Source organism: Kangsaoukella pontilimi, assembly GCF_009830125.1.
GTDB classification, from domain to species: domain Bacteria; phylum Pseudomonadota; class Alphaproteobacteria; order Rhodobacterales; family Rhodobacteraceae; genus Kangsaoukella; species Kangsaoukella pontilimi.
Window position 1 is genome coordinate 1,653,427 of the sequence record NZ_WUPT01000001.1, and the last position, 23,436, is coordinate 1,676,862.

General features: G+C 61.1%; 23 protein-coding genes and 2 tRNA genes. 11 read left to right on the forward strand and 14 right to left on the reverse strand.

The genetic code is table 11. The features are described from left to right. Window position 1 precedes the first annotated feature (1 nt). The gene (locus GQ651_RS08390) at window positions 2–724 is read right to left on the reverse strand and encodes an RlmE family RNA methyltransferase (protein WP_160763716.1); all 723 of its coding nucleotides are present in this window, start codon (window positions 722–724) and stop codon (window positions 2–4) included. An 87-nt stretch (window positions 725–811) separates the two neighbouring features. On the opposite strand from GQ651_RS08390, the gene GQ651_RS08395 reads away from it, so the two are divergent. Further along, complete coding sequence (locus tag GQ651_RS08395) at window positions 812–1,327, forward strand: DUF2799 domain-containing protein (protein ID WP_160763717.1); 516 nt, start codon at window positions 812–814, stop codon at window positions 1,325–1,327. Between the two features lie 3 nt (window positions 1,328–1,330). Here the strand turns inward: GQ651_RS08395 and GQ651_RS08400 are convergent. The 3 genes from GQ651_RS08400 to GQ651_RS08410 form a co-directional block, all read right to left on the reverse strand. Continuing rightward, window positions 1,331–1,416 (reverse strand) — tRNA-Leu (locus GQ651_RS08400). 39 nt (window positions 1,417–1,455) lie between these two features. Then, complete coding sequence (locus GQ651_RS08405) at window positions 1,456–1,995, reverse strand: tetratricopeptide repeat protein (RefSeq protein WP_160763718.1); 540 nt, start codon at window positions 1,993–1,995, stop codon at window positions 1,456–1,458. A 30-nt stretch (window positions 1,996–2,025) separates the two neighbouring features. After that, the gene (locus GQ651_RS08410) at window positions 2,026–2,496 is read right to left on the reverse strand and encodes an Lrp/AsnC family transcriptional regulator (RefSeq protein ID WP_227258003.1); all 471 of its coding nucleotides are present in this window, start codon (window positions 2,494–2,496) and stop codon (window positions 2,026–2,028) included. A gap of 86 nt (window positions 2,497–2,582) precedes the next feature. Here GQ651_RS08410 and putA point away from each other — a divergent pair, with 86 nt between their 5' ends. Together putA and GQ651_RS08420 are read left to right on the forward strand one after the other, a co-directional pair. Further along, entirely contained in the window at window positions 2,583–5,930 is a 3,348-nt protein-coding gene (putA, locus tag GQ651_RS08415) for a bifunctional proline dehydrogenase/L-glutamate gamma-semialdehyde dehydrogenase PutA (protein WP_160763720.1), read from the forward strand. A gap of 137 nt (window positions 5,931–6,067) precedes the next feature. Further along, window positions 6,068–6,823 (forward strand): rhomboid family intramembrane serine protease, encoded by a 756-nt coding sequence (locus GQ651_RS08420; RefSeq protein WP_160763721.1) that lies wholly within the window; start codon window positions 6,068–6,070, stop codon window positions 6,821–6,823. 9 nt (window positions 6,824–6,832) lie between these two features. On the opposite strand, the gene GQ651_RS08425 is transcribed toward GQ651_RS08420, so the two are convergent. After that, complete coding sequence (locus GQ651_RS08425) at window positions 6,833–7,948, reverse strand: Ppx/GppA phosphatase family protein (RefSeq protein WP_160763722.1); 1,116 nt, start codon at window positions 7,946–7,948, stop codon at window positions 6,833–6,835. A gap of 218 nt (window positions 7,949–8,166) precedes the next feature. Here GQ651_RS08425 and GQ651_RS08430 point away from each other — a divergent pair, with 218 nt between their 5' ends. The 5 genes from GQ651_RS08430 (at window position 8,167) to GQ651_RS08450 (ending at window position 12,630) form a co-directional block, all read left to right on the forward strand. Continuing rightward, the gene (locus GQ651_RS08430; RefSeq protein ID WP_160763723.1) at window positions 8,167–8,463 is read left to right on the forward strand and encodes a virulence factor; all 297 of its coding nucleotides are present in this window, start codon (window positions 8,167–8,169) and stop codon (window positions 8,461–8,463) included. 26 nt (window positions 8,464–8,489) lie between these two features. Beyond that, a complete protein-coding gene (locus GQ651_RS08435; RefSeq protein WP_160763724.1) occupies window positions 8,490–9,416 on the forward strand; it encodes a methylenetetrahydrofolate reductase in 927 nt (308 codons plus the stop codon). A gap of 23 nt (window positions 9,417–9,439) precedes the next feature. Further along, window positions 9,440–10,432, forward strand: a complete 993-nt coding sequence (locus tag GQ651_RS08440) for a methyltetrahydrofolate cobalamin methyltransferase (RefSeq protein ID WP_160763725.1) — start codon at window positions 9,440–9,442, stop codon at window positions 10,430–10,432. A gap of 44 nt (window positions 10,433–10,476) precedes the next feature. Continuing rightward, on the forward strand, window positions 10,477–12,516 hold the full coding sequence (locus GQ651_RS08445; protein ID WP_160763726.1) for an ASKHA domain-containing protein: 2,040 nt from the start codon (window positions 10,477–10,479) through the stop codon (window positions 12,514–12,516). Window positions 12,517–12,556: 40 nt separating this feature from the next. Next, window positions 12,557–12,630, forward strand: a tRNA-Gly gene (locus GQ651_RS08450). 139 nt (window positions 12,631–12,769) lie between these two features. Here GQ651_RS08450 and GQ651_RS08455 read toward each other — a convergent pair. Beyond that, window positions 12,770–14,176 carry a DEAD/DEAH box helicase gene (locus tag GQ651_RS08455; RefSeq protein ID WP_160763727.1) on the reverse strand — a complete coding sequence of 469 codons (1,407 nt, stop codon included), beginning with the start codon at window positions 14,174–14,176 and terminating at the stop codon, window positions 12,770–12,772. A 1-nt stretch (window position 14,177) separates the two neighbouring features. After that, on the reverse strand, window positions 14,178–15,446 hold the full coding sequence (locus GQ651_RS08460; protein WP_160763728.1) for a hypothetical protein: 1,269 nt from the start codon (window positions 15,444–15,446) through the stop codon (window positions 14,178–14,180). A 226-nt stretch (window positions 15,447–15,672) separates the two neighbouring features. Between GQ651_RS08460 and GQ651_RS08465 the strand changes: the two genes are divergently transcribed. The 3 genes from GQ651_RS08465 (at window position 15,673) to GQ651_RS08475 (ending at window position 18,260) form a co-directional block, all read left to right on the forward strand. Then, window positions 15,673–16,617: a NotI family restriction endonuclease gene (locus GQ651_RS08465; RefSeq protein ID WP_160763729.1), complete on the forward strand. Its 945-nt coding sequence runs from the start codon at window positions 15,673–15,675 to the stop codon at window positions 16,615–16,617. Between the two features lie 74 nt (window positions 16,618–16,691). Beyond that, window positions 16,692–17,810, forward strand: a complete 1,119-nt coding sequence (locus GQ651_RS08470) for a DNA cytosine methyltransferase (RefSeq protein ID WP_160763730.1) — start codon at window positions 16,692–16,694, stop codon at window positions 17,808–17,810. Window positions 17,811–17,822: 12 nt separating this feature from the next. Then, entirely contained in the window at window positions 17,823–18,260 is a 438-nt protein-coding gene (locus GQ651_RS08475) for a very short patch repair endonuclease (RefSeq protein ID WP_160763731.1), read from the forward strand. 123 nt (window positions 18,261–18,383) lie between these two features. On the opposite strand, the gene GQ651_RS08480 is transcribed toward GQ651_RS08475, so the two are convergent. The 7 genes from GQ651_RS08480 to GQ651_RS08510 form a co-directional block, all read right to left on the reverse strand. Further along, window positions 18,384–18,611 carry a hypothetical protein gene (locus GQ651_RS08480; RefSeq protein ID WP_160763732.1) on the reverse strand — a complete coding sequence of 76 codons (228 nt, stop codon included), beginning with the start codon at window positions 18,609–18,611 and terminating at the stop codon, window positions 18,384–18,386. Between the two features lie 338 nt (window positions 18,612–18,949). Further along, window positions 18,950–19,267: a hypothetical protein gene (locus tag GQ651_RS08485; protein ID WP_160763733.1), complete on the reverse strand. Its 318-nt coding sequence runs from the start codon at window positions 19,265–19,267 to the stop codon at window positions 18,950–18,952. Window positions 19,268–19,288: 21 nt separating this feature from the next. Then, window positions 19,289–19,846, reverse strand: coding sequence for a hypothetical protein (locus GQ651_RS08490; RefSeq protein WP_160763734.1), 558 nt, complete (start codon window positions 19,844–19,846; stop codon window positions 19,289–19,291). 259 nt (window positions 19,847–20,105) lie between these two features. Continuing rightward, the gene (locus tag GQ651_RS08495) at window positions 20,106–21,002 is read right to left on the reverse strand and encodes a hypothetical protein (RefSeq protein WP_160763735.1); all 897 of its coding nucleotides are present in this window, start codon (window positions 21,000–21,002) and stop codon (window positions 20,106–20,108) included. Continuing rightward, window positions 20,995–21,600, reverse strand: coding sequence for a hypothetical protein (locus GQ651_RS08500; RefSeq protein ID WP_160763736.1), 606 nt, complete (start codon window positions 21,598–21,600; stop codon window positions 20,995–20,997). The genes GQ651_RS08495 and GQ651_RS08500 overlap by 8 nt, the downstream gene beginning before the upstream one ends. 596 nt (window positions 21,601–22,196) lie before the next feature. After that, window positions 22,197–22,535 carry a hypothetical protein gene (locus tag GQ651_RS08505; RefSeq protein WP_160763737.1) on the reverse strand — a complete coding sequence of 113 codons (339 nt, stop codon included), beginning with the start codon at window positions 22,533–22,535 and terminating at the stop codon, window positions 22,197–22,199. Beyond that, complete coding sequence (locus GQ651_RS08510; RefSeq protein WP_160763738.1) at window positions 22,522–23,112, reverse strand: hypothetical protein; 591 nt, start codon at window positions 23,110–23,112, stop codon at window positions 22,522–22,524. Before GQ651_RS08510 ends, GQ651_RS08505 begins: the two co-directional genes overlap by 14 nt. Window positions 23,113–23,436 lie beyond the last annotated feature (324 nt).

Below are 23,436 nucleotides of genomic sequence, written 5' to 3' on the forward strand. Positions count from 1 at the left end.
GTCAGTCCGCTTCGTCGTCGCCCCGTCCGCGATAGCCCTGCGCCACCACGAACTTCTCGGAACTGTCCGCGCGGGAGGCGGGCGGCTTGACGTTGGCCACCTTGTCGAACCGCTGTTTAAGAAGCGTTTGAAGCGTGCCCTCGGCCCCGCCCGCCAGCACCTTTGCGACAAAGGTGCCACCCGGCTCCAGAACGTCGAAGGCAAGCTCCGCCGCCGCCTCGCAAAGGGCCACGATGCGCAGATGGTCGGTCTGCTTGTGCCCCGAGGACGCTGCCGCCATGTCCGACATCACCACATCCGCCGAGCCGCCCAGCCACGCCTTGACCTTGTCGTCGGCGCCGTCCTCCATGAAGTCGAGCTGATGGATCTCGGCCCCCGCGATCGGCTCGACTTCCTGCAGATCGACGCCCAGCACCGTACCCACGGCCTTGCCGGATTTCTCACCAAGCGCATTGACCCGCTGCACCGCCACCTGGCACCAGCCGCCTGGCGCACACCCAAGGTCCACGACCCGCGCCCCCGGCACGAGGAACCGGTACTTGTCGTCCAGTTCGAGGATCTTGAATGCCGCCCGCCCGCGATAGCCCTCGGCCTTGGCGCGGCGCACATAAGGGTCGTTCAACTGCCGCTCCAGCCAGCGCGTCGACGACAGCTTCCGGCCTCGCGCCGTCCTGACCTTGACTTTCAGGTCGCGCTGGCCGCGACCGCTGGATTTTTTGGCCATTTGATCCGATGCCCGAAGGAACGTTATTGCATGACAGACGCTGTTACATGCCGATACCGGTGTCAGAAATCAACCGAAAGCCCAGTGATGCGTATTGTTCTTGCCCTTTTCGCCCTCGCTCTTCTCGCCGGCTGCGCCACGCTGGATGAGGGAGAGTGCCGGTCGGCGGACTGGTACAGCATCGGCGTATCGGACGGGATCGACGGGCGCGGCCCGGACCACATTCTGGCCCATGCGCGCGCCTGCAACGAGTACGGCATCGCCCCCCTGCGCGGCCCGTGGGAAGAGGGCCGGCAGGAAGGCCTCAAGGCTTACTGCATCCCCGAACGGGCCTGGCGCGAAGGCTCTCGCGGGAAGGTTCTGTCGAATGTCTGTCCGCCCGAGGACCTTATCCTTCTGACTCGCGCAAACCGGGATGGTCTCGCCTGGTACAGGATCGGACAGGAAATCTCGCAGACCGAAGCCCGCATCCGCGAGATCAACCGTCAGCTCTCGGACCTCGCCCCGGACGCTCCGGAACGCGCGACGCTGACGGCCGAGCGGCTGGCGCTTCGACTGGAACTCGTGACGCTTCGGGCCGAACGGCCGCTCAGACGGTATTGAGGGTGGTACGGGCGGCCGGACTTGAACCGGCACGGGCTTGCGCCCCAAAGATTTTAAGTCTCATGCGTCTACCATTCCGCCACGCCCGCGTGACGCCTTGGTAGGCAAGCGCAAGCCCGGGGGCAAGATCAGAGCTCTTCGCCCTGCTCTTCCGGGATGAGATGACGCTCGCTCAGCCACGGGTTCAGCTTGACCGCCTCGCGCAGGACGTCCTGCCCTTCCTTGATCCGGTCCAGACCGATCAGCGTCAGTCCCTTGCCCGAGATCGCGCCCACGTGGCGGGGCGAGAGCGCAATGGCGCGGTCCAGATCGACAAGCGCCGCTTCGTAGTCCTCGCTGAGGAAGTTGACGAAGGCGCGCTGGTTATAGCCCTCGGCATAGTCCGGGCAGTAGGCGACAAGCCGGTCGAACGCGTCGGTCGCCTCGACGAAGTTCCACGAGGCGCGCGCGTTCATGCCCCTGTCCAGAAGCGCTTGCGCCGCCTCATCCGGAGCGGTCGTCCAAAGCTCCCAAAGCCCCAGCGAATACGGCCGCGCCTGCAGCTCGTTTCCCGCCGCCTGCACCTGGCCCAGAAGCTCGGTCTCGGCGTCAATGATGTCGGGCGCGGGCGGGCACTCGGCCGAGGCGACACCGGCAAGACAGATGGCAATGACGGACAGGCGTAGCATGAGTTCACTCTGCCCGCTCCGGCCCACAGGTCAAGTCCCGAGAACCACGTCCTTGACCGCCTGCATCGCCACATGGGTCGATGTCTGCGCCACATGCGGCAGGTTCGATATCCGCTCGCCCAGAATTTCGCGATAGCCCGCCATGTCGCGCGTCCTGACCTTGAGCAGGTAGTCGAAGGCGCCTGCGATCATGTGGCATTCCTCGATCTCGGGAATCCGGGCCACGGCGTCGTTGAACGCCTTCAACGCGACCTCCCGGGTATCTGCCAGCTTGACCTCGACAAAGGCGATATGCGGCAGGCCAAGGCGCACCGGGTCGATCCGTGGCGCATAACCCCGGATGACGCCGATCTTTTCCAGCCGTTTCATCCGCGCCTGCACCGGCGTCTTGGACAGGCCCACGCGTCGTGCAAGCTCGGTCAGGCTGATACGGCCATCGCCCGAGAGCACTTCGAGAATCTTCCGGTCTGTTCGATCCAGTGCTTCAGTCGTTTCGGACAAGATAATCCCATATTTTCTATCAAATGACCTACGAAACATAACATAGTTGGTCGGATTGACCATCATCTCCGTGATATTCTGCAATCATGGAAAAGATCGCTCGCACCCCCTTCGACAAATACCCCGATGAGGCCGCCCTCATCGACGACCTGACGCGCGTCGCGGCGCTCGACGAGGTCGCCCGCGCCCGGATCGCCGCCGCAGGCGCCGATCTTGTCCGAGGTATCCGCCAGACCGGCAAACCCGGCCTGATGGAGGTCTTCCTCGCCGAATACGGCCTGTCGACCGAAGAGGGCGTGGCGCTCATGTGTCTGGCCGAGGCGCTTCTCAGGGTGCCGGATGCCGAGACCATCGATACCCTGATCGAGGACAAGATCGCTCCCTCCGACTGGGGCAAGCATCTGGGCCATTCGTCGTCATCGCTGGTCAATGCCTCCACGTGGGCGCTGATGCTGACGGGTCGCGTTCTGGACGAGCGGCAGGAACCCGGCATTACCGGTGTCCTCCGCTCTGCCGTAAAGCGTCTGGGCGAGCCTGTTATCCGTACCGCCGCCCGACAGGCCATGCGCGAGATGGGTCAGCAATTCGTGCTGGGCCAGACCATGAAGGACGCCATCGACCGCGCGAAGCGGCAGGAGGCGCGCGGTTATACCTACTCCTACGATATGCTCGGCGAGGCCGCCCGCACCGCCGAGGATGCTGAACGCTATTTTCGAGCCTATGCCGATGCCATCGACCGGATCGGCGCCCATGCGACGGGCGACGACATGCGCGCACGCCCCGGCATTTCGGTGAAGCTGTCGGCGCTTTTCCCGCGCTACGAGGAAAGCCAGCGTCACCGTGCCACCGATGCGCTGACCGAGCGCCTGAGAGAGCTCTGCCAAGCCGCTGCAAAGGCCGGGATTGCCCTGAATGTCGACGCGGAAGAGGCTGACAGGCTTGAACTTTCCCTCGACATCATCGAACGCGTTCTGCCCGACCCCGCGCTTGCCGGCTGGGACGGGTTCGGTGTGGTCGTGCAGGCCTATGGTCTTCGCGCCGCGCCGGTTCTGGACCATCTCTACCGCCTCGCAGAGCAGGCCGACCGCCGGATCATGGTCCGTCTCGTGAAGGGGGCCTATTGGGACACCGAGATCAAGCTCGCCCAGGTCGCGGGCATGGCGCGTTTCCCGGTCTTCACCTCGAAAGCGGCGACCGACATCTCCTATCTCGCCTGCGCTCGGAAGCTCCTTGGCATGACCGACCGCATCTATCCGCAATTCGCGACCCACAACGCGCACACCACCGCCGCCGTCATCGAGATGAGCGACGACCGCGACGCCTTTGAATTTCAACGCCTTCACGGGATGGGCGAACGACTCCACGATATCCTGATGGAGCGTCACGGCACCCGCTGCCGCATCTACGCCCCGGTAGGCGCGCATCGCGATCTTCTGGCCTATCTCGTGCGCCGCCTCTTGGAAAACGGGGCCAATTCGAGCTTCGTGAACCAGGTGGTGGACGAGGATGTCCCGCCAGAGGTCGTCGCGGCCGACCCCTTCTCCGCGCCCAGGGCACATCCTGTCCGTGCTGGCACCGAACTGTTCCAGCCCGCGCGCCGGAACTCCGAGGGCTGGGACCTGACGGACCGCAGAACGCTTGCCCGCTTCGACGAAGCCCGTGCGCCATGGAAAACCCACCAGTGGCACGCAGGCCCGCTTTTGCCCGGCGCGCCCACGCCCGCCGGGCCGGCCGAACCTGTCACGAACCCCGCCCGGCCGGACGACATTGTCGGACATGTCCGGACCGCGACCGAGGCAGAGGTCGAAACCGCGCTCGCCGCCGCCGGCCCATGGGACGCTCCCGTAGACATGCGCGCAGAGGTTCTGAACCGCGCCGCCGATCTCTACGAAAAGAACGCAGGCCAGTTCTTCGCCCTCGCCGCGCGCGAGGCGGGAAAGACACCGCTCGACGCCGTTGGCGAGCTTCGGGAGGCGGTCGATTTTCTTCGCTATTACGCCAGCTTGGCAGGCGATCTTGACGGCAATCCGCTCGGCACGGTGGCCTGCATCTCGCCCTGGAACTTCCCGCTTGCCATCTTCACCGGCCAGATCGCGGGCGCTTTGGCGGCGGGCAACGCCGTTCTTGCGAAACCCGCCGAGCAGACGCCCCTGATCGCCCATCTCGCCTCATGCCTCCTGCTGGAGGCTGGCGTGCCCGATACCGCGCTTGCGTTCCTGCCAGGAGACGGCGCCACTGTCGGGCGCGCCATCACCTCGGACGCCCGCGTGAACGGCGTGGCCTTCACCGGCTCGACGGAGACCGCCCGCCTGATCCAGCGCGCCATGGCGGATCACCTGACACCCGGTGCGCCGCTGGTCGCGGAAACCGGCGGGCTGAACGCGATGATCGTGGATTCGACCGCGCTTCTCGAACAGGCGGTGCGCGACGTTGTGGCCTCGGCCTTCCAGTCGGCCGGCCAGCGCTGCAGCGCGCTCCGCTGCCTGTACGTGCAGGAAGATATCGCCCCTGCCTTCCGCCGGATGCTCGATGGCGCCATTGCGGAATTATCGCTTGGCGACCCCTGGGACATCTCCACGGATATCGGCCCTCTGATCGACGCCGAGGCACAGGGCAATATTTCGGACTATGTGACGAAACACCCGGCCGCCCAGGCTGTACCGGCACCCGAAACAGGTCTGTTCCACGGCCCGACGGTCATTCCGGTTCAGGGCATCGCCGCGCTCGGGCGCGAGGTTTTCGGTCCGGTTCTGCATATTGCGACCTTCAAGGCAGATCACCTGAATGACGTCATTTCTGCAATCAACGAAACGGGTTACGGCCTGACCTTCGGGCTTCACACGAGGATCGACTCCCGCGTGCAGGAGATCGTCGAAGCCGTCCATGCAGGCAACATCTACGTCAACCGCAACCAGATCGGCGCGGTGGTGGGCAGCCAGCCCTTCGGCGGCGAAGGACTGTCCGGCACCGGCCCCAAGGCGGGCGGCCCTTGGTATCCGCGCCGCTTCCAGTCAGGCGGCAGCGCGCCGGTCGAGGCGGTGCGCGACATGCCGGGACCTACGGGCGAGACCAACCGGCTGACGCTCCACCCGCGCGCGCCGCTTCTGTGCCTCGGACCGGGAGAAGACCGGGCGCGCGAACAGGCGGACGCGGTCCGCGCGATCGGCGGCACACCCAGGATCGCGACAGAGATTGCACCCGAAGCTCTGAGAGACGCACCGGATATCGGTGGCGCGCTCTGGTGGGGCCGCGCGGAAAGTGCACGCGACCTCGCTCAGGCGCTTGCCCGTCGCGACGGCCCGCTCGTTCCCCTCATTACCGAGGCACCGCGCGCCTTCGAGGTCCTGCACGAACGCCACCTCTGCGTCGACACGACCGCGTCGGGCGGCAATGCAGATCTTCTGGCCGAGGTCGCAAGGGACACCGCCGCCTGACGCTTCAGCGCATCTTCTGTTCAGAAATACTCCGGGGGGCTCCAGGGGGCAGAGCCCCCCGGTCGGTCGGCTCCGAAGGAGACGAGACCGGCGAAGGAACCGCTTGATTTCCTTCGCGTCTCCTCCACTTTGAAGGCATGTTCCCGATCCGTGACCATAACCCATCCGGTCGGGTGCCCTATGTGACCTGGGCGCTGATCGCGATAAACATCGCCGTCTTCGCCAGCTACTGGCACCTGTTCTCGAACGATGCCGCGCTGGCGCGGTTCTTCTACGCGTGGGGTCTGGTGCCCGCCATCGGCGCACCCGAGACATTCGTGACCTCGATGTTCCTCCATGGCGGGCTGATGCATATCGCCGGGAACATGCTGTTCCTCTGGGTCTTCGGCGACAACATGGAAGACGCGCTCGGCCATGGCGGATTTCTGGGCTTCTACCTTGTCAGCGGGCTCGCCGCCGCCTTCGCGCAATACGCAGCCGACCCGTCCAGTACGGTCCCGATGGTCGGCGCGTCGGGCGCCGTCGCGGGTGTGATGGGGGGATATCTGCTTCTTTATCCTCGCGCGCAGGTCGATGTGCTGATCATCCTCGTCATCATCTTCCGCATCATCCCGATCCCCGCATGGCTCGTTCTGGGCGCGTGGTTCGGCATTCAGATTTTTCAGGGCTCGATGACTCCGCTCGAGGGCGGCGGCGTCGCATATTGGGCCCACGCAGGCGGGTTTGCGGCCGGTGTCGTGCTGACGCTACCTTTCTGGCTGAGGCTCGGCGGGCCGGCCTTCTGGTCGCGCAACCTTGGCCATCCGCCCCATCCCGAAACGAACGCGCGCCTTGTGCGCACCGACATTCCCCACGTGACCCGCACCCGGCGGCGCGGCCCCTGGACGCGCTGAGAACCTGCCTCAGAAAGGCCCGGCCTCCAAGACGCCATCGGCGCTCATCTGGGCGTAGAGCAGCCCCTCACGCAGCCCCCTGTCGGCAACGGACAGACGGTCGGTCGGCCAGACCCTGAGAAGCGCCTGCAGAATTGCGGCGCCCGACATGATCAGCGCATGGCGGTCTCGCCCGATCCGCGGGTCGGCACGACGCCCGGCGGGGCCAAGCTCCAGATACCCCCGGATCACCCGGTCGATCTGATCCGACGTCATCCGCAGGCCGTCGACCTTGTTCCGGTCATAGCGGCGGAGGCCAAGGTGGCTTGCGGCGACCGTTGTCACCGTCCCCGAGGTTCCGATGATCTGGAACCCTTCGCGGGTCTGCTCGGACTCGTAGGGGCTGAAATCGGCGAGGTTCTCCTCGAAATACCAGCTCATCAGCGCGAAACGCGCCGCGTCGTCTTCCACGTCGTTGAACTGATCGCGGAGCGTCGCCACACCGAGCGGCACGGAGATCCAGTCCACCACGCGCGCCGCCTGAAAGGGCGAGGCCGCGTCCGGCGTGAACCCGGCGTGAAGTCGCATAATCGCCTGCGGGCGCTCGACACGCGGCACCCGGCTGAGGTCGATCCAGACCAGTTCCGTCGAGCCGCCGCCGATATCGACGACCAGAAGCTGCTCGGTCTTGGTCGAGACCAGCGGCGCGCAGGAGATGACGGCCAGACGGGCCTCTTCCTCGGGCTGGATGATCTCGAGGTTCAGCCCCGTCTCGCGCCGGACATTGGCCATGAAGGCCGATCCATTGGCGGCTCGGCGGCACGCTTCGGTCGCCACAAGACGGCGATGGCGCACCTCGTGCTTGTCGAGCTTGGCACGGCAAATCTTCAGCGCCTGGATCGTCCGGTTCATGGACGCCCGGCTCAGCCGCCCCGAGCCCTCAAGCCCAAGCCCCAGTTGCACCGATTTCGAAAAGCTGTCCACGACATGAAACTGGTTGCCCTTCGGTTGGGCAATCAGCATGCGGCACGAGTTGGTGCCGAGGTCCAGCGCGGCATAAAGCTCGGCCGGATCTGCCTTTGCGGGCGGGGACGGTTCAACCTCGCGCGGGAACCTGTCAGCGCCCGGTGGACGCTTGGGCGGCATATCGCCCTCCGATGTCAAGTTACCTCCAACCTATGCCCCGCCACGGTATCGCGCAAGGCTCACGATCTTGGTGAAAAGATTTCATGGGCCGGCCCCTCGCACTGCCCGGCCCGCTCGCCTAAAACCACTGCTGTCGCGAGTGTCGTGCAACATGTCGAAATCGGGCGGCGAATCCGGGCCTTCTGCGCGTAGGAGAGGGCGAAACAGAGGAAGGCGCGATGGCGGACGTTACCATTGTCTATTGGCGGGATATCCCGGCGCAGGTCATCGTCGGCAAGGGCCGTCGCGGTGCCAAGGCGCCCCTGCCCGAGCGCTTTGAACAGGCCATCGACCGCGCCGCCATGAAAGTTGGCGCGCGGGACAGCGATGCCTATCTCTCGGAGTGGCGGAAGGCCGCGCCCTATCAGGTCGCCGGCGACGACAAAGAGGTCGCAGCCGCCGAGGCCGCCCGGATCGATGCCGAATACGATGAAGCCAAGATCAAGGCTCTGATTGCGAATGACGGATGGGCCTGACGCCCCGTGACATAAGGAATGCCCTCATGGCGCTTCTGAACTTCAAGCGAAAGACCGATACACGCGCCGCCAATGGCGATGTTGAGGCGTTTCTGAACGATTACTCGATCGAGGTGATGCCCCGCACCGCCGAAAAGGTCGAGGATTTCCGCGCGATCCTGCCCGAAGGCACGCGCGTCTACATCGCCCATATCGACGGCACGCCGATTGAGGACATGGTCGCCACCGCCAAGCGCCTGTCGGCAGACGGCTTTCAGGTGATGCCGCACTTCCCGGCCCGTATAATCGCGAACGAGGCGATGCTGGGCGACTGGATCGCGCGCTATCAGGGCGAGGCGGACGTGAAGCAGGCGCTGCTGCTCGCCGGTGGCGTGAACGAACCAAAGGGCGCCTTCGACAGCTCCATGCAGCTGATGGAAACCGGTCTTTTCGACAAGGCGGGATTTACGCGGCTGCACGTCGCCGGCCACCCCGAGGGCAACCGCGACATCGACCCCGATGGCGGCGAGGCAAACGTGTCGGCGGCACTCAAGTGGAAGGCGGCCTTCAACGAGCGGACGGATGCCGAGATGGCCATCGTCACCCAGTTCGCCTTCGAGGCCGGCCCGATCATCGACTGGGCCAACCGCGTTCAGGCCGAAGGCATCGGACTGCCTATCCATATCGGCATCGCGGGCCCGGCCAAACTGCAGACCATGATCAAATTCGCCATTGCCTGCGGCGTCGGCCCCTCGCTGCGCGTCCTGCAAAAGCGCGCCATGGACGTCTCGAAACTGGTCCTGCCTTACGAGCCCGACGACGTTGTCGCGGCGCTGGCCGCGCACAAGGCGGCGCATCCGGACTTCGCGATCAGTCACGTGCATTTCTTCCCATTGGGCGGCATCAAGACCTGCGCCGAATGGGCCATGTCGCGGGGCGGCGCGTCGGCGCGTCCGGCGGCCGTCTCTGCCTGAACTCTCACAACGGAACGAACACAATGAGCACCCGCACCGTCATCGAGTCGAAAACGAAAACCGTCGTGATCGGCTTCGACGAGCCCTTCTGCGTCATCGGGGAACGCATCAACCCCACCGGCCGCAAGAAGCTGGCCGCCGAGCTTGAGGCGGGCGATTTCTCGACCGTCGAACAGGACGCCCTGGATCAGGTCGCCTGCGGCGCGATGGTGCTGGACGTGAACTCGGGCGCGGTCTTCACCAACAAAATGGCCGAGGACCCGCGATATGCCGACAACAACTTCGTCGAGCCGCCGCTGATGAAGGAACTGGTCGAGCGGGTGCAGGCGATCGTCGACGTCCCGCTGTGCATCGACTCGTCGGTGCCGGGCGCGCTTGAGAACGGTCTCGAAGCCGCCGAGGGCCGGCCCCTTCTGAACTCGGTCACGGGCGAGGAAGAGCGGCTGGAACTGGTTCTGCCGCTGGTCAAGAAATACAACGTGCCGGTCGTTGCGATCTCGAACGACGACACCGGTATCTCGGAAGACCCGGAAGTCCGCTTTGCCGTTGCCAAGAAGATCGTGGAGCGCGCGGCCGATTACGGCATCCCCGCCCACGACATCGTGGTCGACCCCCTAGTGATGCCCGTTGGCGCCATGGCCACGGCCGGTCAGCAGGTCTTCACACTGGTCCGGCGTCTCCGCGACGAGCTGGGCGTCAACACGACCTGCGGCGCGTCGAACGTGTCCTTCGGCCTGCCCCACCGCCACGGGATCAACGCCGCCTTCCTGCCCATGGCCATCGGCGCGGGCATGACGAGCGCGATCATGAACCCGATCCGCGCCGTCGAGATGGAGGCCATCCGCGCCGCGAACTTCCTGATGAACCACGACCCGAACGGCGGCGAATGGATCCGCTTCAGCCGGGTTCTGGATGCGGTTGCCGAAGGCGAAACCTTCATCGACGCCTCGAAGGCCGCCATGGCTTCGGGCGGCGGACGGGGCGGACGCGAGGGCCGTCGGCGGCGGCGCGGCTAAGCGCCCTCGCCTTTCGGGAAAAGCGGCCCTAAAAGCCGGGAATCATGACGGAAGACGCACTGGTCATTTTCACGCCTTCGGGCAAACGCGGGCGGTTCGCAAAGGGCACGCCCGTCCTGACCGCTGCGCGGCAGTTGGGCGTGGACCTGGATTCCGTCTGCGGCGGGCGCGGCATCTGCTCGAAATGTCAGGTCAGCCCAGGCTATGGCTCGTTCCCCAAGCATGGCGTCACCGTGGCCGACGACGCGTTGTCCGAATGGAACGCGGTCGAGGCGCGCTATGACGAAAAGCGGGGCCTGAAGGAAGGGCGCCGTCTCGGGTGTCAGGCCACCATTCAGGGGGATGTCGTCATCGACGTCCCCCGCGAAAGCCAGGTCCACAAGCAGGTTGTCCGCAAGGCCGCCACAGCCCGCTCCATCACCATGGACCCGGCCACGCGGCTCTTTTACGTCGAAGTGCGCGAGCCCGACATGCACGAGCCCTCGGGTGACCTTCAGCGACTGGCCGAGGCACTGAAGGCGGAATGGGGGATCGAGGCACTTGATGCCCCGCTGGACGTCCTGACCCGTCTGCAGCCCGCCCTCCGCGAGGGGAAATGGGCGGTGACCGTGGCCGTCTGGAAGGACCATCACGCGCCCCGGCATGTCCTGATCGACGTCTGGCCCGGCTATTTCGAGGGGCGGCTTTACGGGCTGGCGATCGACCTTGGCTCGACCACGGTGGCCGCGCATCTCTGCGATCTGAGAAACGGCGAAGTCGTGTCGTCCGCGGGCGTCATGAACCCGCAGATTCGCTTTGGCGAAGACCTGATGAGCCGGGTCTCCTATGCCATGATGAACCCCGGCGGCGACAAGGAGATGACGGCAGCGATCCGCGCCGCCATGGGTGAACTGGCCGCCGAACTGGCGGCCGACGCTGACATCCCGGCACGGCAGATCGTCGAGGCCGTGGTCGTCTGCAACCCGGTCATGCACCACCTCCTTCTCGGTATTGACCCGGTCGAACTGGGTCAGGCGCCCTTCGCGCTTGCAACGTCCGATGCCGTCCACGGGATGGCCGCCGAGATCGGCCTGACCACGATCAACCCTGCTGCAAAAAGCTACATCCTGCCCTGTATCGCCGGTCATGTGGGGGCCGACTGCGCCGCCGTCGCGCTGTCGGAAGAGCCCTACAAGTCCGAAGACCTGGTGCTGATCTGCGACGTGGGAACGAATGCCGAGATCCTGCTCGGTGACAAGACGCGCGTTCTGGCCTGCTCATCGCCCACCGGACCGGCCTTCGAGGGTGCGCAAATCTCCTCCGGCCAACGCGCCGCGCCCGGCGCCATCGAGCGGGTCGAGATCGACCCCGCCACAAAGGAACCGCGCTTCAAGGTGATCGGCTCCGATCTCTGGTCGGACGAGCCGGGCTTCGACGCCACCGTCGCCACCACGGGCGTCACCGGCATCTGCGGTTCGGGCATTATCGAAGCAGTGGCGGAAATGCGCATCGCCGGTCTGGTGGACCCCTCCGGGCTGATCGGTTCGGCAGAGGCGACCGGCACCCAGCGATGCGTGCCCGAGGGACGGACACATGCCTACGTGCTCTACGATGGCACCGCCGAGGGTGGGCCGCGCATTTCGGTGACCCAGGGCGATATCCGCGCCATCCAGCTCGCGAAATCGGCGCTCTATGCGGGCGCGCGTCTGCTGATGGATGCGCTCGAGGTCGACAAGGTCGACCGCGTTGTCCTCGCCGGAGCCTTTGGCGCCCACATCTCGCCCAAACACGCGATGGTTCTGGGCATGATCCCCGATTGCGCGCTCGACCGGGTCACCTCCGCCGGCAACGCCGCCGGCACCGGGGCGCGGATTGCGCTCTGCGACCTGTCTGCCCGAGGTCGGATCGAGGAAGAAGTGCACCGCATTCACAAGGTCGAAACCGCCATCGAGCCGCGTTTTCAGGAGCATTTCGTCGCGGCCAACGCGATCCCACATGCCACCGCCCCCTTCCCCGAACTCGGACAGGTGGTCACCCTGCCCGACGTGTCGTTCAACGTGGGCGACGGCGAAGGTGGCGGGCGCCGGAGACGTCGGCGCGGTTGATCTTGACCGGCAAAGCCGCTGGCCCTAGGAGAGAGCCGACGCGGGTGTAGCTCAATGGTAGAGCAGGAGCTTCCCAAGCTTAAGACGAGGGTTCGATTCCCTTCACCCGCTCCAAGGTTTCCAGGCACTTAGCTACAGACTTGTAAGTCGGAGTATCGTAGATACCCGTTCGGGGCCCGATAACTCTGTCATTTCGAAAACGCGGGCACGAATTCGGCGCTTGGGACACTTAGGCACTGAAATAGTCTACAAATCAGCGCGCAGAGTCTGGTATTACATTCCCTGTCAATAGGTCGCACATCTCCTCTTTGGTAAGGTTCGAGACGGCGCTTGGCTGATCTCCGTCGCCGAGCAGACTTCGCGCCAGTGCTGACTTGCGCTCCAGCGCAGTGACGACCGCTTCTTCGATCGTATCCGCCGCGAGCATCCGGACGTAAGTCACTGGCTGGGTCTGCCCAATCCGGTGATTGCGATCCTGGCTCTGCGCATAGTGGTCGTATCGCCAAGACAGCGACTCATAGACTGTGTAGCTAGCAGAAGTGAGCGTGAAGCCTGTCCCGGCGGCTGCCGGGTTCGCCACCAAGACCCGAGTTTCGGGATCAGTCTGAAAACGGCGTGCAATCTCCTGGCGTTCGTCATTTGGAGTGGCGCCGTAAATGGCTACAGCGCCGGGCAGCTCATCTAGGAGTTCCTCGATCGTCCTGATGTAGTTTGACCAAACGATGACCTTCCGCTCGGGAACTGAGAGGATGTCCGTCATCAGCCCTGCAAGAGCATCGAACTTCGCGGGACGCGCCTTTAGCTCCGGGAAGATTAGGCGCGGGTTGCTGGCGATCTGGATCAGGCGCGTGAGCTTCGACAGAGCGGTCGAGGCGAAGGCACGGTACTCTTCTCCCGACATCGCGCGAATCTCAGCTACCATCTCGTCCCGCATCTGATCGTAGATCCGCCGCTGCCATTGCGGCAGTTCCACTCGCAGATCGACATACGATTTCTCCGGCAAGTCTAAGCACTGCTCCTTAGTGCGGCGGAACACGAGCCTTTCCAGGGTCGGCTGCGCAAAAGAAGCTGTGGGGTCTTCATCCAGTTGGGCTGCGAAGGTTTCAAGCGAGCCGAGCGAGCGGGATCCGGGCTCAAGGATATCAATTTGAGTGTAAAGGTCTGTCGCAGTATTGGTGACCGGTGTGCCGGAAAGTAGCCACCGGTACTTGCAGTGCGGCGCGACAGACCTCATCGCCGCGGACGTCTGCGATTTCCAATTTTTGGCGGCGTGGGACTCATCGAGCACCAAAGCTGTTCGCTGCCTCTGGCAGAGCGCAGTAAGAGCGGTCGTTTCAGCCCGCGCAGTCTCGTAGCTCGTTATTACGACCCTTGCGCTAGACTGGCTAAATGCAGTCCGCCGAGTCTTGGGTGGTCCCTCCACCACCTCCCACGAAACGTTCGGGGCAAATTTACGAAACTCAGCAGCCCAATTGCGTTTGAGCGAATTCGGACAGATCACGAGGAGCTTGTCCGCCCACCCCGCCTCGAGGAGTTTTCTGAACGACTCTATGGCGACAAAGGTCTTACCAAGCCCCTGTTCAAAAGCCAGTAGCCCTTGGCCGCGTTCCGTCAGGAACTCGACGCCCTCACGCTGGTGTGCGAGCAGCTCGAAGCCCATTTCAAGTTGCCCCGCGCCCGCCGTGCGTTTTGACCATGCCGATGAAGTACTCATAGGCGTCGGTGAACTCGTCCAGCTCGTCCTGAGGCAGATCCCGCACATCCGCACGGCTCACCCTATTTAGCATTTGCGTAGCTTTCTTGATTGAGACTCGATAGGTGGACACGCCGTCATGCACCTTTTCTTCGATCAAATCGATGGCGCGACCGAGTTCGGCAATATCCTCCTCATCGAACTCCGAGTCTCCCCTGTCGATGGCGCGCTTTAGCGTTTGGGTAAGTCCCGCGATCTTTGCCTTCGGGCTGCTGCCCTTGCTTTCAACCTCTCGGGCTAGCCTATTGGCGACGTGCTCCTCACCGGACTTGAGCTGCTCCCAAGCCTCGGGGTCGTCGTAGAACTCCTTGAGAAACCGCGCATCGCGGTATTCCTTGAAGACCCCGTTTTGAACCATGCCAAACACGTCCTCGCGCAAGTCGTCGTACGCAGGGTTGTCGTACTCACGCAACTTTGAGCCGATGATGCGCGCCTTGCTGATCTCCTCCAATACGCTGAAGTTCCGCGCGGTGAAGCGGTCAATCGGCTCGCTACCGAGCCGCTCCACGTCAACGTGCTCCTTGAACTGCAAGGCGAACTCGTAGGCGCTCTTAAGTCGGTTCACCCACGCGAGCGACTTCTCCATGTATTGTGCCATCTGCGCCTGATTCATCACTGGCGGCTGACCATTCACCCCGACCACTTTCTCATGGATGAACTTGGCTTGGATGTACCTGTCCCATGCGCGTACGCCCGAGCCGCGCACGTGAATGCGAGCCAGCAAAATTGCCTGCTCGAGTTCTCCAAAGTTGGGTGGCAAGACCTTTGCCTTGACGCGCCGGAACGTGCCTTCCTTGATCCCCGAAGTGTACTTCTTGTCGAGGGTGCGGAGGACACATACTCGGGTGGCGCCTTCGAGAACAAGGAACTTCGACGTCTCGTTCGGGCGCCATACGTAGATTGGCTCCATCTGGCCAAGATCGTCGATCGATTTCCTCAGGGCGTCGTAGCCCTTGGTCATTTCCAAAGCAGCCTCCAGCTCAGTCTCCGAGTTGATTCCGGTTACCGGGAGGTAGGACTGCAACCTCGGGTTAAGCCCCCACAGCCGGACCTCGTCATGGACGTCGAGCTGCACCTCCTCGAGGGCCCACTCTGAGGCTCCGTACTTCTCATGGTGGACGCGAACAGGCGGCCTGCTCGCCCCCGTTGCGGCATCCATTGTTTCAGCGGATCCCATTGCACTCTCCTTGCGTGACTTGCTGTAGCAAGCTCTAGCAATCTCAATTTAGTCCGTCAAGAGATGGGTGAGTTGAATTTTTATCCACTTCGAATTGACCTGAGACGCAATATGTTGTGCCATCCCTCGGAGAGAGGCGCAGGGCATCGTATTGGCAGAGCGATTCCACATTGGTGAGTGGTACGGAAAACCGTTCCTAAACCTGACCGAGGAGGAGCGTGTCCAAATGGCTCGCCACAAGGTGGGCGGGTCCGCGATGAAAAAGCCCGATGTAGAGCGCTTGGCTGCCTTGGAGGATAAGGCCGAAACTACAACACTTGATGCACGAGAAGAGCAGCAACTGCATGATCTCACGCTGAAGCTGGATGAACAGCAGCGAAACGAACGTCCGTGCCCTTTTCGAACTGATATGAGGCACCCGACCTGCACCAAGCCCGGCGGCGTGTGCTCACTACAGCTGCTGAGTGACGACAACGGGCAGATCCGAGCTGCGGAAGGTGAGAGAGGGATGCTCAGGGCACTTTGTCCCTACAGGTTTCACCAGGACGACACAGTGTTCCGTCATATCGGCGAACACCTTTTGGACGATCCCGCACCGAAACAGGTTGGTGAAGTCGGCTTTCTAGAGTCCACCGGCAACCTAGACAGCGCCCCGGGCGAGAATGTTGGCCGGATCGACATGATCCTTTACAGCCCCGCTTCAGCGATGGGTGCTCCAGCAAAATGGGCAGCGGTAGAGATTCAGGCAGTTTATTTCTCGGGGCGCGAGATGGGGCTTGAGTTTCGCCACCTCGACAAGACAGCTGGGCGCCTCTCGATGGCTCAGGCCAAGCGGCGACCAGATTACCGCAGCAGTGGGCCCAAACGGCTCATGCCACAGCTGCAAATCAAAGTCCCAACGCTGCGAAGATGGGGAAAGAAAATGGGCATCGTCGTGGACATCCCCTTCTTTATGTCGATGGGCAACATGCGAACTGTGGAAAATGTCTCGAATGCCGACATCGTCTGGTACCTGGTGGACTTCAGGTCGGTGCCCGGGGAGGACATACGACGCCTGGAGGTCGTGCGTGAAGTCTATACGACACTGGAAGACTCCATCGAGGGACTGACCGGCGGCGTGCCGGTTTCGCTCGATGAGTTCGAAAAGAGGATTGCGTCCAAGATAAGCTGATGGGGCTGTTGCCCAGTTAACGTTTCTTATATAAGTTCAGCACAAAACAAGAACAAAACAGACAGGCATCCATCATGAAAAAGACTGCGATAGATCTTTTTTGCGGAGCTGGCGGACTATCGGCAGGTCTCGAAATGGCCGGCTTCACCGTGCTCGCTGGTAACGACATCTTCCAGGCAGCAGGTCGCACTTTCTGTCAGACACATCCGAACGCGCGGTTCCTGCCTGGTCCGATCGAGGATCTAAGTGTTGAAGCCGTGATGGAAGCTACGGGATTGCAGCGCAAAGAGCTGACGGTGCTCGTCGGGGGGCCGCCCTGCCAAGCCTACTCCGTTTACAACCATCAGCGCAGCATGGACGATTCAAGAGCGACCTTGTTCCGGGAATATCTCCGTATTGTTGACGGCCTTCGACCTGAGTGGATCGTTATGGAGAACGTAACCGGTATCTATTCGATCGGAGGCGGCGCGGCCGTAAGAGCTATCAAGGATGAACTCTCGGCGATTGGCTACAAGGTGGAAGAGAAGGTACTCCGCGCTGAGGACTACGGCGTACCGCAAGAACGAAGGCGGGTCGTTTTCATTGGGAACAGGCTGGGTCTGCCCATCTCGCACCCGGAGCCGACACATGGGCCGGGCCTCACACCCTTTGTTAGCATCAAAGATGCAATCAGTGATCTGCCGCCACTCGAGAACGGGGAGGACTCAGGTGCGAAGGCCTACGCATCGGAGCCGAACTGTGACTACCAGCGCCTGTTGCGCGGCAACAGGACAAAGGTCAGCAACCACTCCGCTCCAAGACTCGGGGCAATCAACATAGAACGAATGGCACATATTCCCCCAGGCGGCAGCTGGAGAGACATCCCGATCGACCTGCTCCCTGCAGGAATGAAACGGGCTAAACGAAGTGACCACACAAAGCGCTATGGTCGAATGACTTGGGATGGCCTTTCCTGCACCGTCCTGACGAAGTGCGATGTCCATTGGGGCGCTTACATACATCCAGACCAGGACCGCGCAATCTCAGTGCGTGAAGCTGCACGTCTGCAGTCATTCCCAGACTGGTTTGAGTTTTCGGGCTCCAGGACCGAACAGTATGTTCAAGTAGGCAATGCCGTGCCGCCGCTCCTCGGTCGAGCCATCGGAGAACATCTCAATTTGCTTTTCCTTGGCGCCGATCGAGAGGCTGCATAACGCCTAGATCCCGTGGCTGACCGGATCACGAAGGAGCGCCGAAGCGAGAACATGCGGCGCATCCGTTCAAAGGACATGAAACCGGAAATGCATGTCCGACGGATTGTCCACGGAATGGGGTACCGTTTCCGTCTCCACAGGAAAGACTTGCCCGGCAAACCTGACCTTGTTTTCGGCCCACGCAAGGCAGTTGTTTTTGTCCACGGCTGCTTCTGGCATCAGCACAACTGCCGTGCAGGCCGGATCCCTTCCTCAAACTCCGACTACTGGACACCGAAGCTCGCGCGCAACGTCGAACGGGACGTCTCGGCCCGCACAGCGCTAGAAGAAGCAGGCTGGCGAGTGCTAGTCGTTTGGGAATGTGAGCTGAAGGACGAGGCCGCTATTCGCAAAAGGCTTCGAAGATTCTTAGGGCCGGCCGGTGCAACGCGAGGAAATACCGTTTGCTAGAGAGTTTGTCCTTTCCCCTTTTGCGCAAGGGCCTCAACTATTCGGCGACCATCAAGAGACATACTGAGCGATGCAAGGCCGGCAGATTGCCGGCCCTGACATCGGCCAATCAGCATTGGTCTGTTAGAAATCCGCCTTCTGAACCTCACGGCTGGCAGGCACGAACGCATTCTTGTTGCGCACTTTGCACCGGTACCACCTGATCGAAGCATCCGATGTGCGGGCAGTCGGGAACCGCTTCCGCACGATGGTCAGAACATCGCTGTTATTGAAGCCAGCCAGAATCAGCTGCTCCGCGAAGTGGCCGATGGCGCCACGGGGCGTGTGTGCGAGCATATTGTCGTAGGGCATATCAGGTTCTCTCTTTGAAGTTTCGCCTGACAACCCATAAAGACCACATTTTCCCAGCTGGATATTATTATTTATCCTGCAACGCTAGGCGTCTTTTCCTGCAATTACAGTGGCTTGGCATTTTGCCGCGCGCAACTGTAATAAATCGTGATTGTTGATGCTGACCTTGCGTGAGAGGAATTTCCCGACTTGACCAAGCGGAACTTACCTCGCGCACAGCTTGACAGAGACCACAGCGGGCAGAGTAAGCAACCCGCCCCGCCAGACCAGGCCAACGGCGGGGCGGATCTGTTCCGGCCCGTGAGGAGGAACACTCAGCGCCGGCGTCTCTGTTCTATTCAGCTGATGTACGCGCCTACGGCGCGGGCCCCTGCCATGTCGCGCAGCTGGCGCTCCTGCGCTTCGATGGCGATGGCATAGGCCTTGCGGTACACAGGGTCCTTCGTCGCCGCCACGCTGGCGTCACGTTTGCTCATGCCCTGGGCCTCGAACCGGGCCTGGACTTCCGCGCAGAGGTCTTCAGCGCGCTTCCGGATCGCCCCTCCGTCTGCCTCGGCCTTGGCCAAAAGGCCATCGAGGGTTCTCAGGGCGTCCATCGCCGCAGATTTGCTGATGCTGGTCATGTGATCCTCGCTCTTAAGATCTGATTTCATCATCTTGCGAACTCCCCGGAACCTTCAGGCCGCCTGTTCGTCCACAATTCGCGGGATCGCAGCGTCCAGTGTCTTTTGGAGAGACTGCCGCCTGTTCGCGGGCACCCGGGGCACTTCTAGTGCATCTGCGGCGCCATCGCAGAAGTGGTAGGCGCTCCATCTGAGGCCCGCCCGCATCGTGTTAACCAGACGGTTGGCATCTGAGAATCCGGCAATCCTCAGACGCTGCTGCAGCTCCAGGTGGGCGAGCGTCAGGCGCTCGAAGGCGAGTTCGAGCGCCACGAAGGCTTGGTCGATCTGCTCAGCCGCCGCCATAAGTTCATCCGCGGCCACCTCCGCCTCCGCGAGACGCCTCGAACGGGCTTCACGTGACGCACGGAGTCTGTCGGCCTCCAGCTGCTCCTCGGCGGACCTGGCAGCCATCTGGAACTGGCGCACCCGTGTCGCCGCCCTGTCTCGCTCGTTCTCGAGTTCTTCTAAAGTTTCGCCATTCGCAAGCGCGGCAGCGATTTTCAGATCAAGGTTCTCGACCGCAGCGGCAGCGTCCTTGCAAAGTGCATTCAGTTCCTGCGGCGTCTTCATATCCGTAGTCCACTTTCTGTTACGTGCGTGCCCGCACGCGCACATTCAGGAAAAGGATGCAGCAACGTACCGCGTGCGTAAGCCAGCAATCTAAGCAAAATAATGAAAGGTGCGTCGTAGCAGTTTGTGTTCTAGAAATGCTATGATGTTACCGGACGGGACAAATCCAGAACGAACGAATCCAAGAGATCCATTCTCTCTGGCAACTGACTTTACCGTCGCAATTTCCCTGATCTACGCATGTTCTAGATCAACGAGATCATTCACCAATCTCGGACTCCATCACCTCACGGATGGCATCTCTAACTGAAGGGATGACTAATGAGCGCGCCTTGTCGTACATGATCTCATGAATAAGTAGCATCTGATCCGCTAACAGGTTAGGTGTATCGCCACGCGGAAATGACCTTGCACTAACGGTGTCCCAAAGCTGACGATGCCGGTCAGATTCGTCAGCTAAGTCCTCAATTAGTCTTGAAATATATCTGTTTCCTTCTTCGAGGTCCGTACGACGCGCACCATCATCTTGTTTGCCGTCGTAGAACCTGAGCAGTGCCGCACTTCGCATTACTTCCTTTGGAAACGCAGTATCTCCGTCAAAATCACCCTGGGAATAAACGCCAAGGTGATCGCAACGAAGATACCGATTCCGATAGCTTTGTGAAAGTCTAATTACTGAGAATGGCTCAAGGTTTTCAAAGTGATAATCGTAATCAACATAATTTGTGAGGCCGGCCTCAAGTCTCTCGCCGGTTCGCGCATCAAGAAATAGATTTGACATAAAGAGTTTTGGATCATGCCCTTTGTGGATGCACTGATGGATCTCATAGCTTGTTATGGGAAGGATACTATAGATAGGTTCGACACTTTTCCTCCCAAGTACTTTTGCAGTTTCATGCTCAAGTTCAGGAACAATGCTACGCAGTTTCAATATGGCTTCAAATCGTGAATTTGCGCCCTCCAAGTGATCCCCTAACCGAAGCACCAAATCAACGTCTGAAGCCATGCTTCCCTGAGGTACAAAGTGCCGTCCGTCGCGGTTTATTAAGCTGCCAAAAATGAATGTATGGTCAAATATTTCATCTACATCGTACTTATCCAGCCAATTCACTATTACATTTTGCACATCCTTCAAATGAATCGCCTTCTCAACCATCTTTTTCCTCCAACCCACGACACGACGAAAATACTATGTTTTCTAGCAATAGCGCGAAGTGATGAGGACCAAAAGTGCGGTTCCTCATTGAGTAAGTGATGTAGTTTGAGAAGAACTCATCCTCAAAATTCATATATCTAAGTGCAAACTTCCAGAAGCAATCCACGCCGTCACACTCTCCCGCTGCGGCCAGGGAGCAGTTGCGATAGACGTGATCTTGAAAACCACCATATTTGCGGTGTCCAGCGACAATCTCCAAAGCAAATTGGAAAGCTACTCTCTCGTTTATGTTGACAGCATCTTCAATTGAAATGGTTTTGTAGGTCGCATCATCTTCAAGTGTTTGCATCTTTACTGGTTTGAGCTTCCGGATCCAGAAGCCCCAATAGCCAGCCCATTTTGCAATGGAAACCGATCCGCGCTGCTGCTTGTCTACACGATAGATGTCTCTGAGGAAAAACTCCGACACCTCGAGCAAAATATCTTTGTCGATAGAGGCTTCGTTGGGCTCGACGCTCAACGAAGCCAAGATCTCGTTGATTATTCTATAAGATCGGTCAGCGAAGAACCCGATCTCGTTGGTAGGCAACGAGTTCATTACTCCCTCCCGCTCAATGGAAGGGCTATGTTGGTTCTTTGCGTCTCAAACGCTTGAGGACTGTCCCATGAATCCCGTCCTCTTTCGCAAGATTTCCTACAACCTTTGCGAACGAGTACTTCGTCGGTCCGTCGTTCTTGGGCTCCACAGAACGGTTCTGGCGCAACTCAGAACGTCGCTGGAAGTCCTTGAACGTCGCATCGCCCCTTGTATGATTCGGCATCTGCAACATCTAGCCTCTTGCCCGTGCCACCCATCTACCGCAGGTGCTGTAAAGCACACTACCCCAACATGTTGTGCACCTCAAACAAAATGCACACATATTAGGTATGTTTGATGGCTCCGGGCACTCCTTTCGCTTCCTCACGCAACCCTAATGGGCCGTCACTCAACAAAAAAGCCCGCCGGGACGCCCGACGGATTGGTCTTTATGTAATAATTTCGAACGTGGCGTCAACGGACCTGCTGGCACCGAACGCTCAACCTTGCATGTCCGTAACGCGCAAACGAGTGTGCAGGCGAACCGCTACAATGTTGGCCTACCAGCTAACCGTGAGCGCGTGCGACACGCCTTCAGCAAAAACCACGTTTGCGGGTTAACTCTCATACCAACCCGACGTTTTGATCCAATCCGCCAGCCGAGATCTAATGTCATCAGGGAGATCAGGGCGTTCTTCCCTGATCTGGCGCAACGCCGCCTCACGCTGTTCCGCGTTCTTCCAAGGGATCGGCTCTCTGCCGCTTTGCATCTCCGCGATCAGACCGTCGTCGGGTGCATCGACGTGGAGCACGCACCCTTCGATGAACGTGCGGACCGTATAGGCCCCCTCAGCGGTCGGCAGCGCCAACACTCCGGACGGGTTCACGAACGAGATCGAAAACGCGCCGGTGGGCGGCCTCCCATCCGCGATCCGCTGCATCTCACTCTTCGGCATCGTACAGCTCCTCGATGATCTCGGCGTCCTCCATGCCATAAGAATCCGCCGAGAGCTCCGGGCGCACCAGCCGAGGCGCCGTGGGCGGCACCTGTGCCACTACAGCCTCGTTCACGTTCTGGATGGCAATGCTCGTCCCCTCCCCGCCATCGAGTTGCTGCCTGTACTCGCGCCTTGCGTCGATCACACCTTTAAGCGGGAGCCGGCTAACCATGACCGGCTCGAAGTCGTCGTCGAGGACGAGGTTGCCGTCGTCATCGATCAAGGGCTCGAGGTTGCGTTCGAGGTGGCTACGGACGTGCCGGTCCGCAAGGTCCACCATCTCCATCGCCCTGTTCCTCCGGGCGTCGTCTATGCGGGCGGCAAGCTCGGCGGCAAACCGGGCATCCCGGATTCTTTCGCGATGGACGGCGTGGAAAGATACGCCCAGTTCACGGCAGGCGCGTGTGATGACCCCGCCCTGGCGGTCAAGTTCCTCGAACAGTTCCTCGCGCATGTCCTCGAAGGACATCACGCTCGCATTGCCTGCCTGGCGCTCCTTCGGAGGCTGCATGATGGCAGTGGCTCTATTGGGCATATGCTGGGCTCCGAAAAAAGGGGGCCAATTCCCCTTCATCGTCATGGCGTTACGAGGGGCGCCTGATCGGTCGTCAGATGTCGCTGGCGAAGATTTCAGCTACGCTCGTCTCGCACATCATGGATACCGCATTCGCCAGTTCCGTCGAACCAGCACTTGCAGCCCCGCAGACCGCGAAGTCACGTTGCCAACCCAAGACAAGAAGGGGATTGACTGTATGTCTTACCCTTTTCGAAGCGATTTCAGCGATTTGAGCCAATCAAGACAGCAAGGCACCTAAGTCACCGAGCCCAAGGTCCGAGGAACACACGAGCGAGTTGTCCG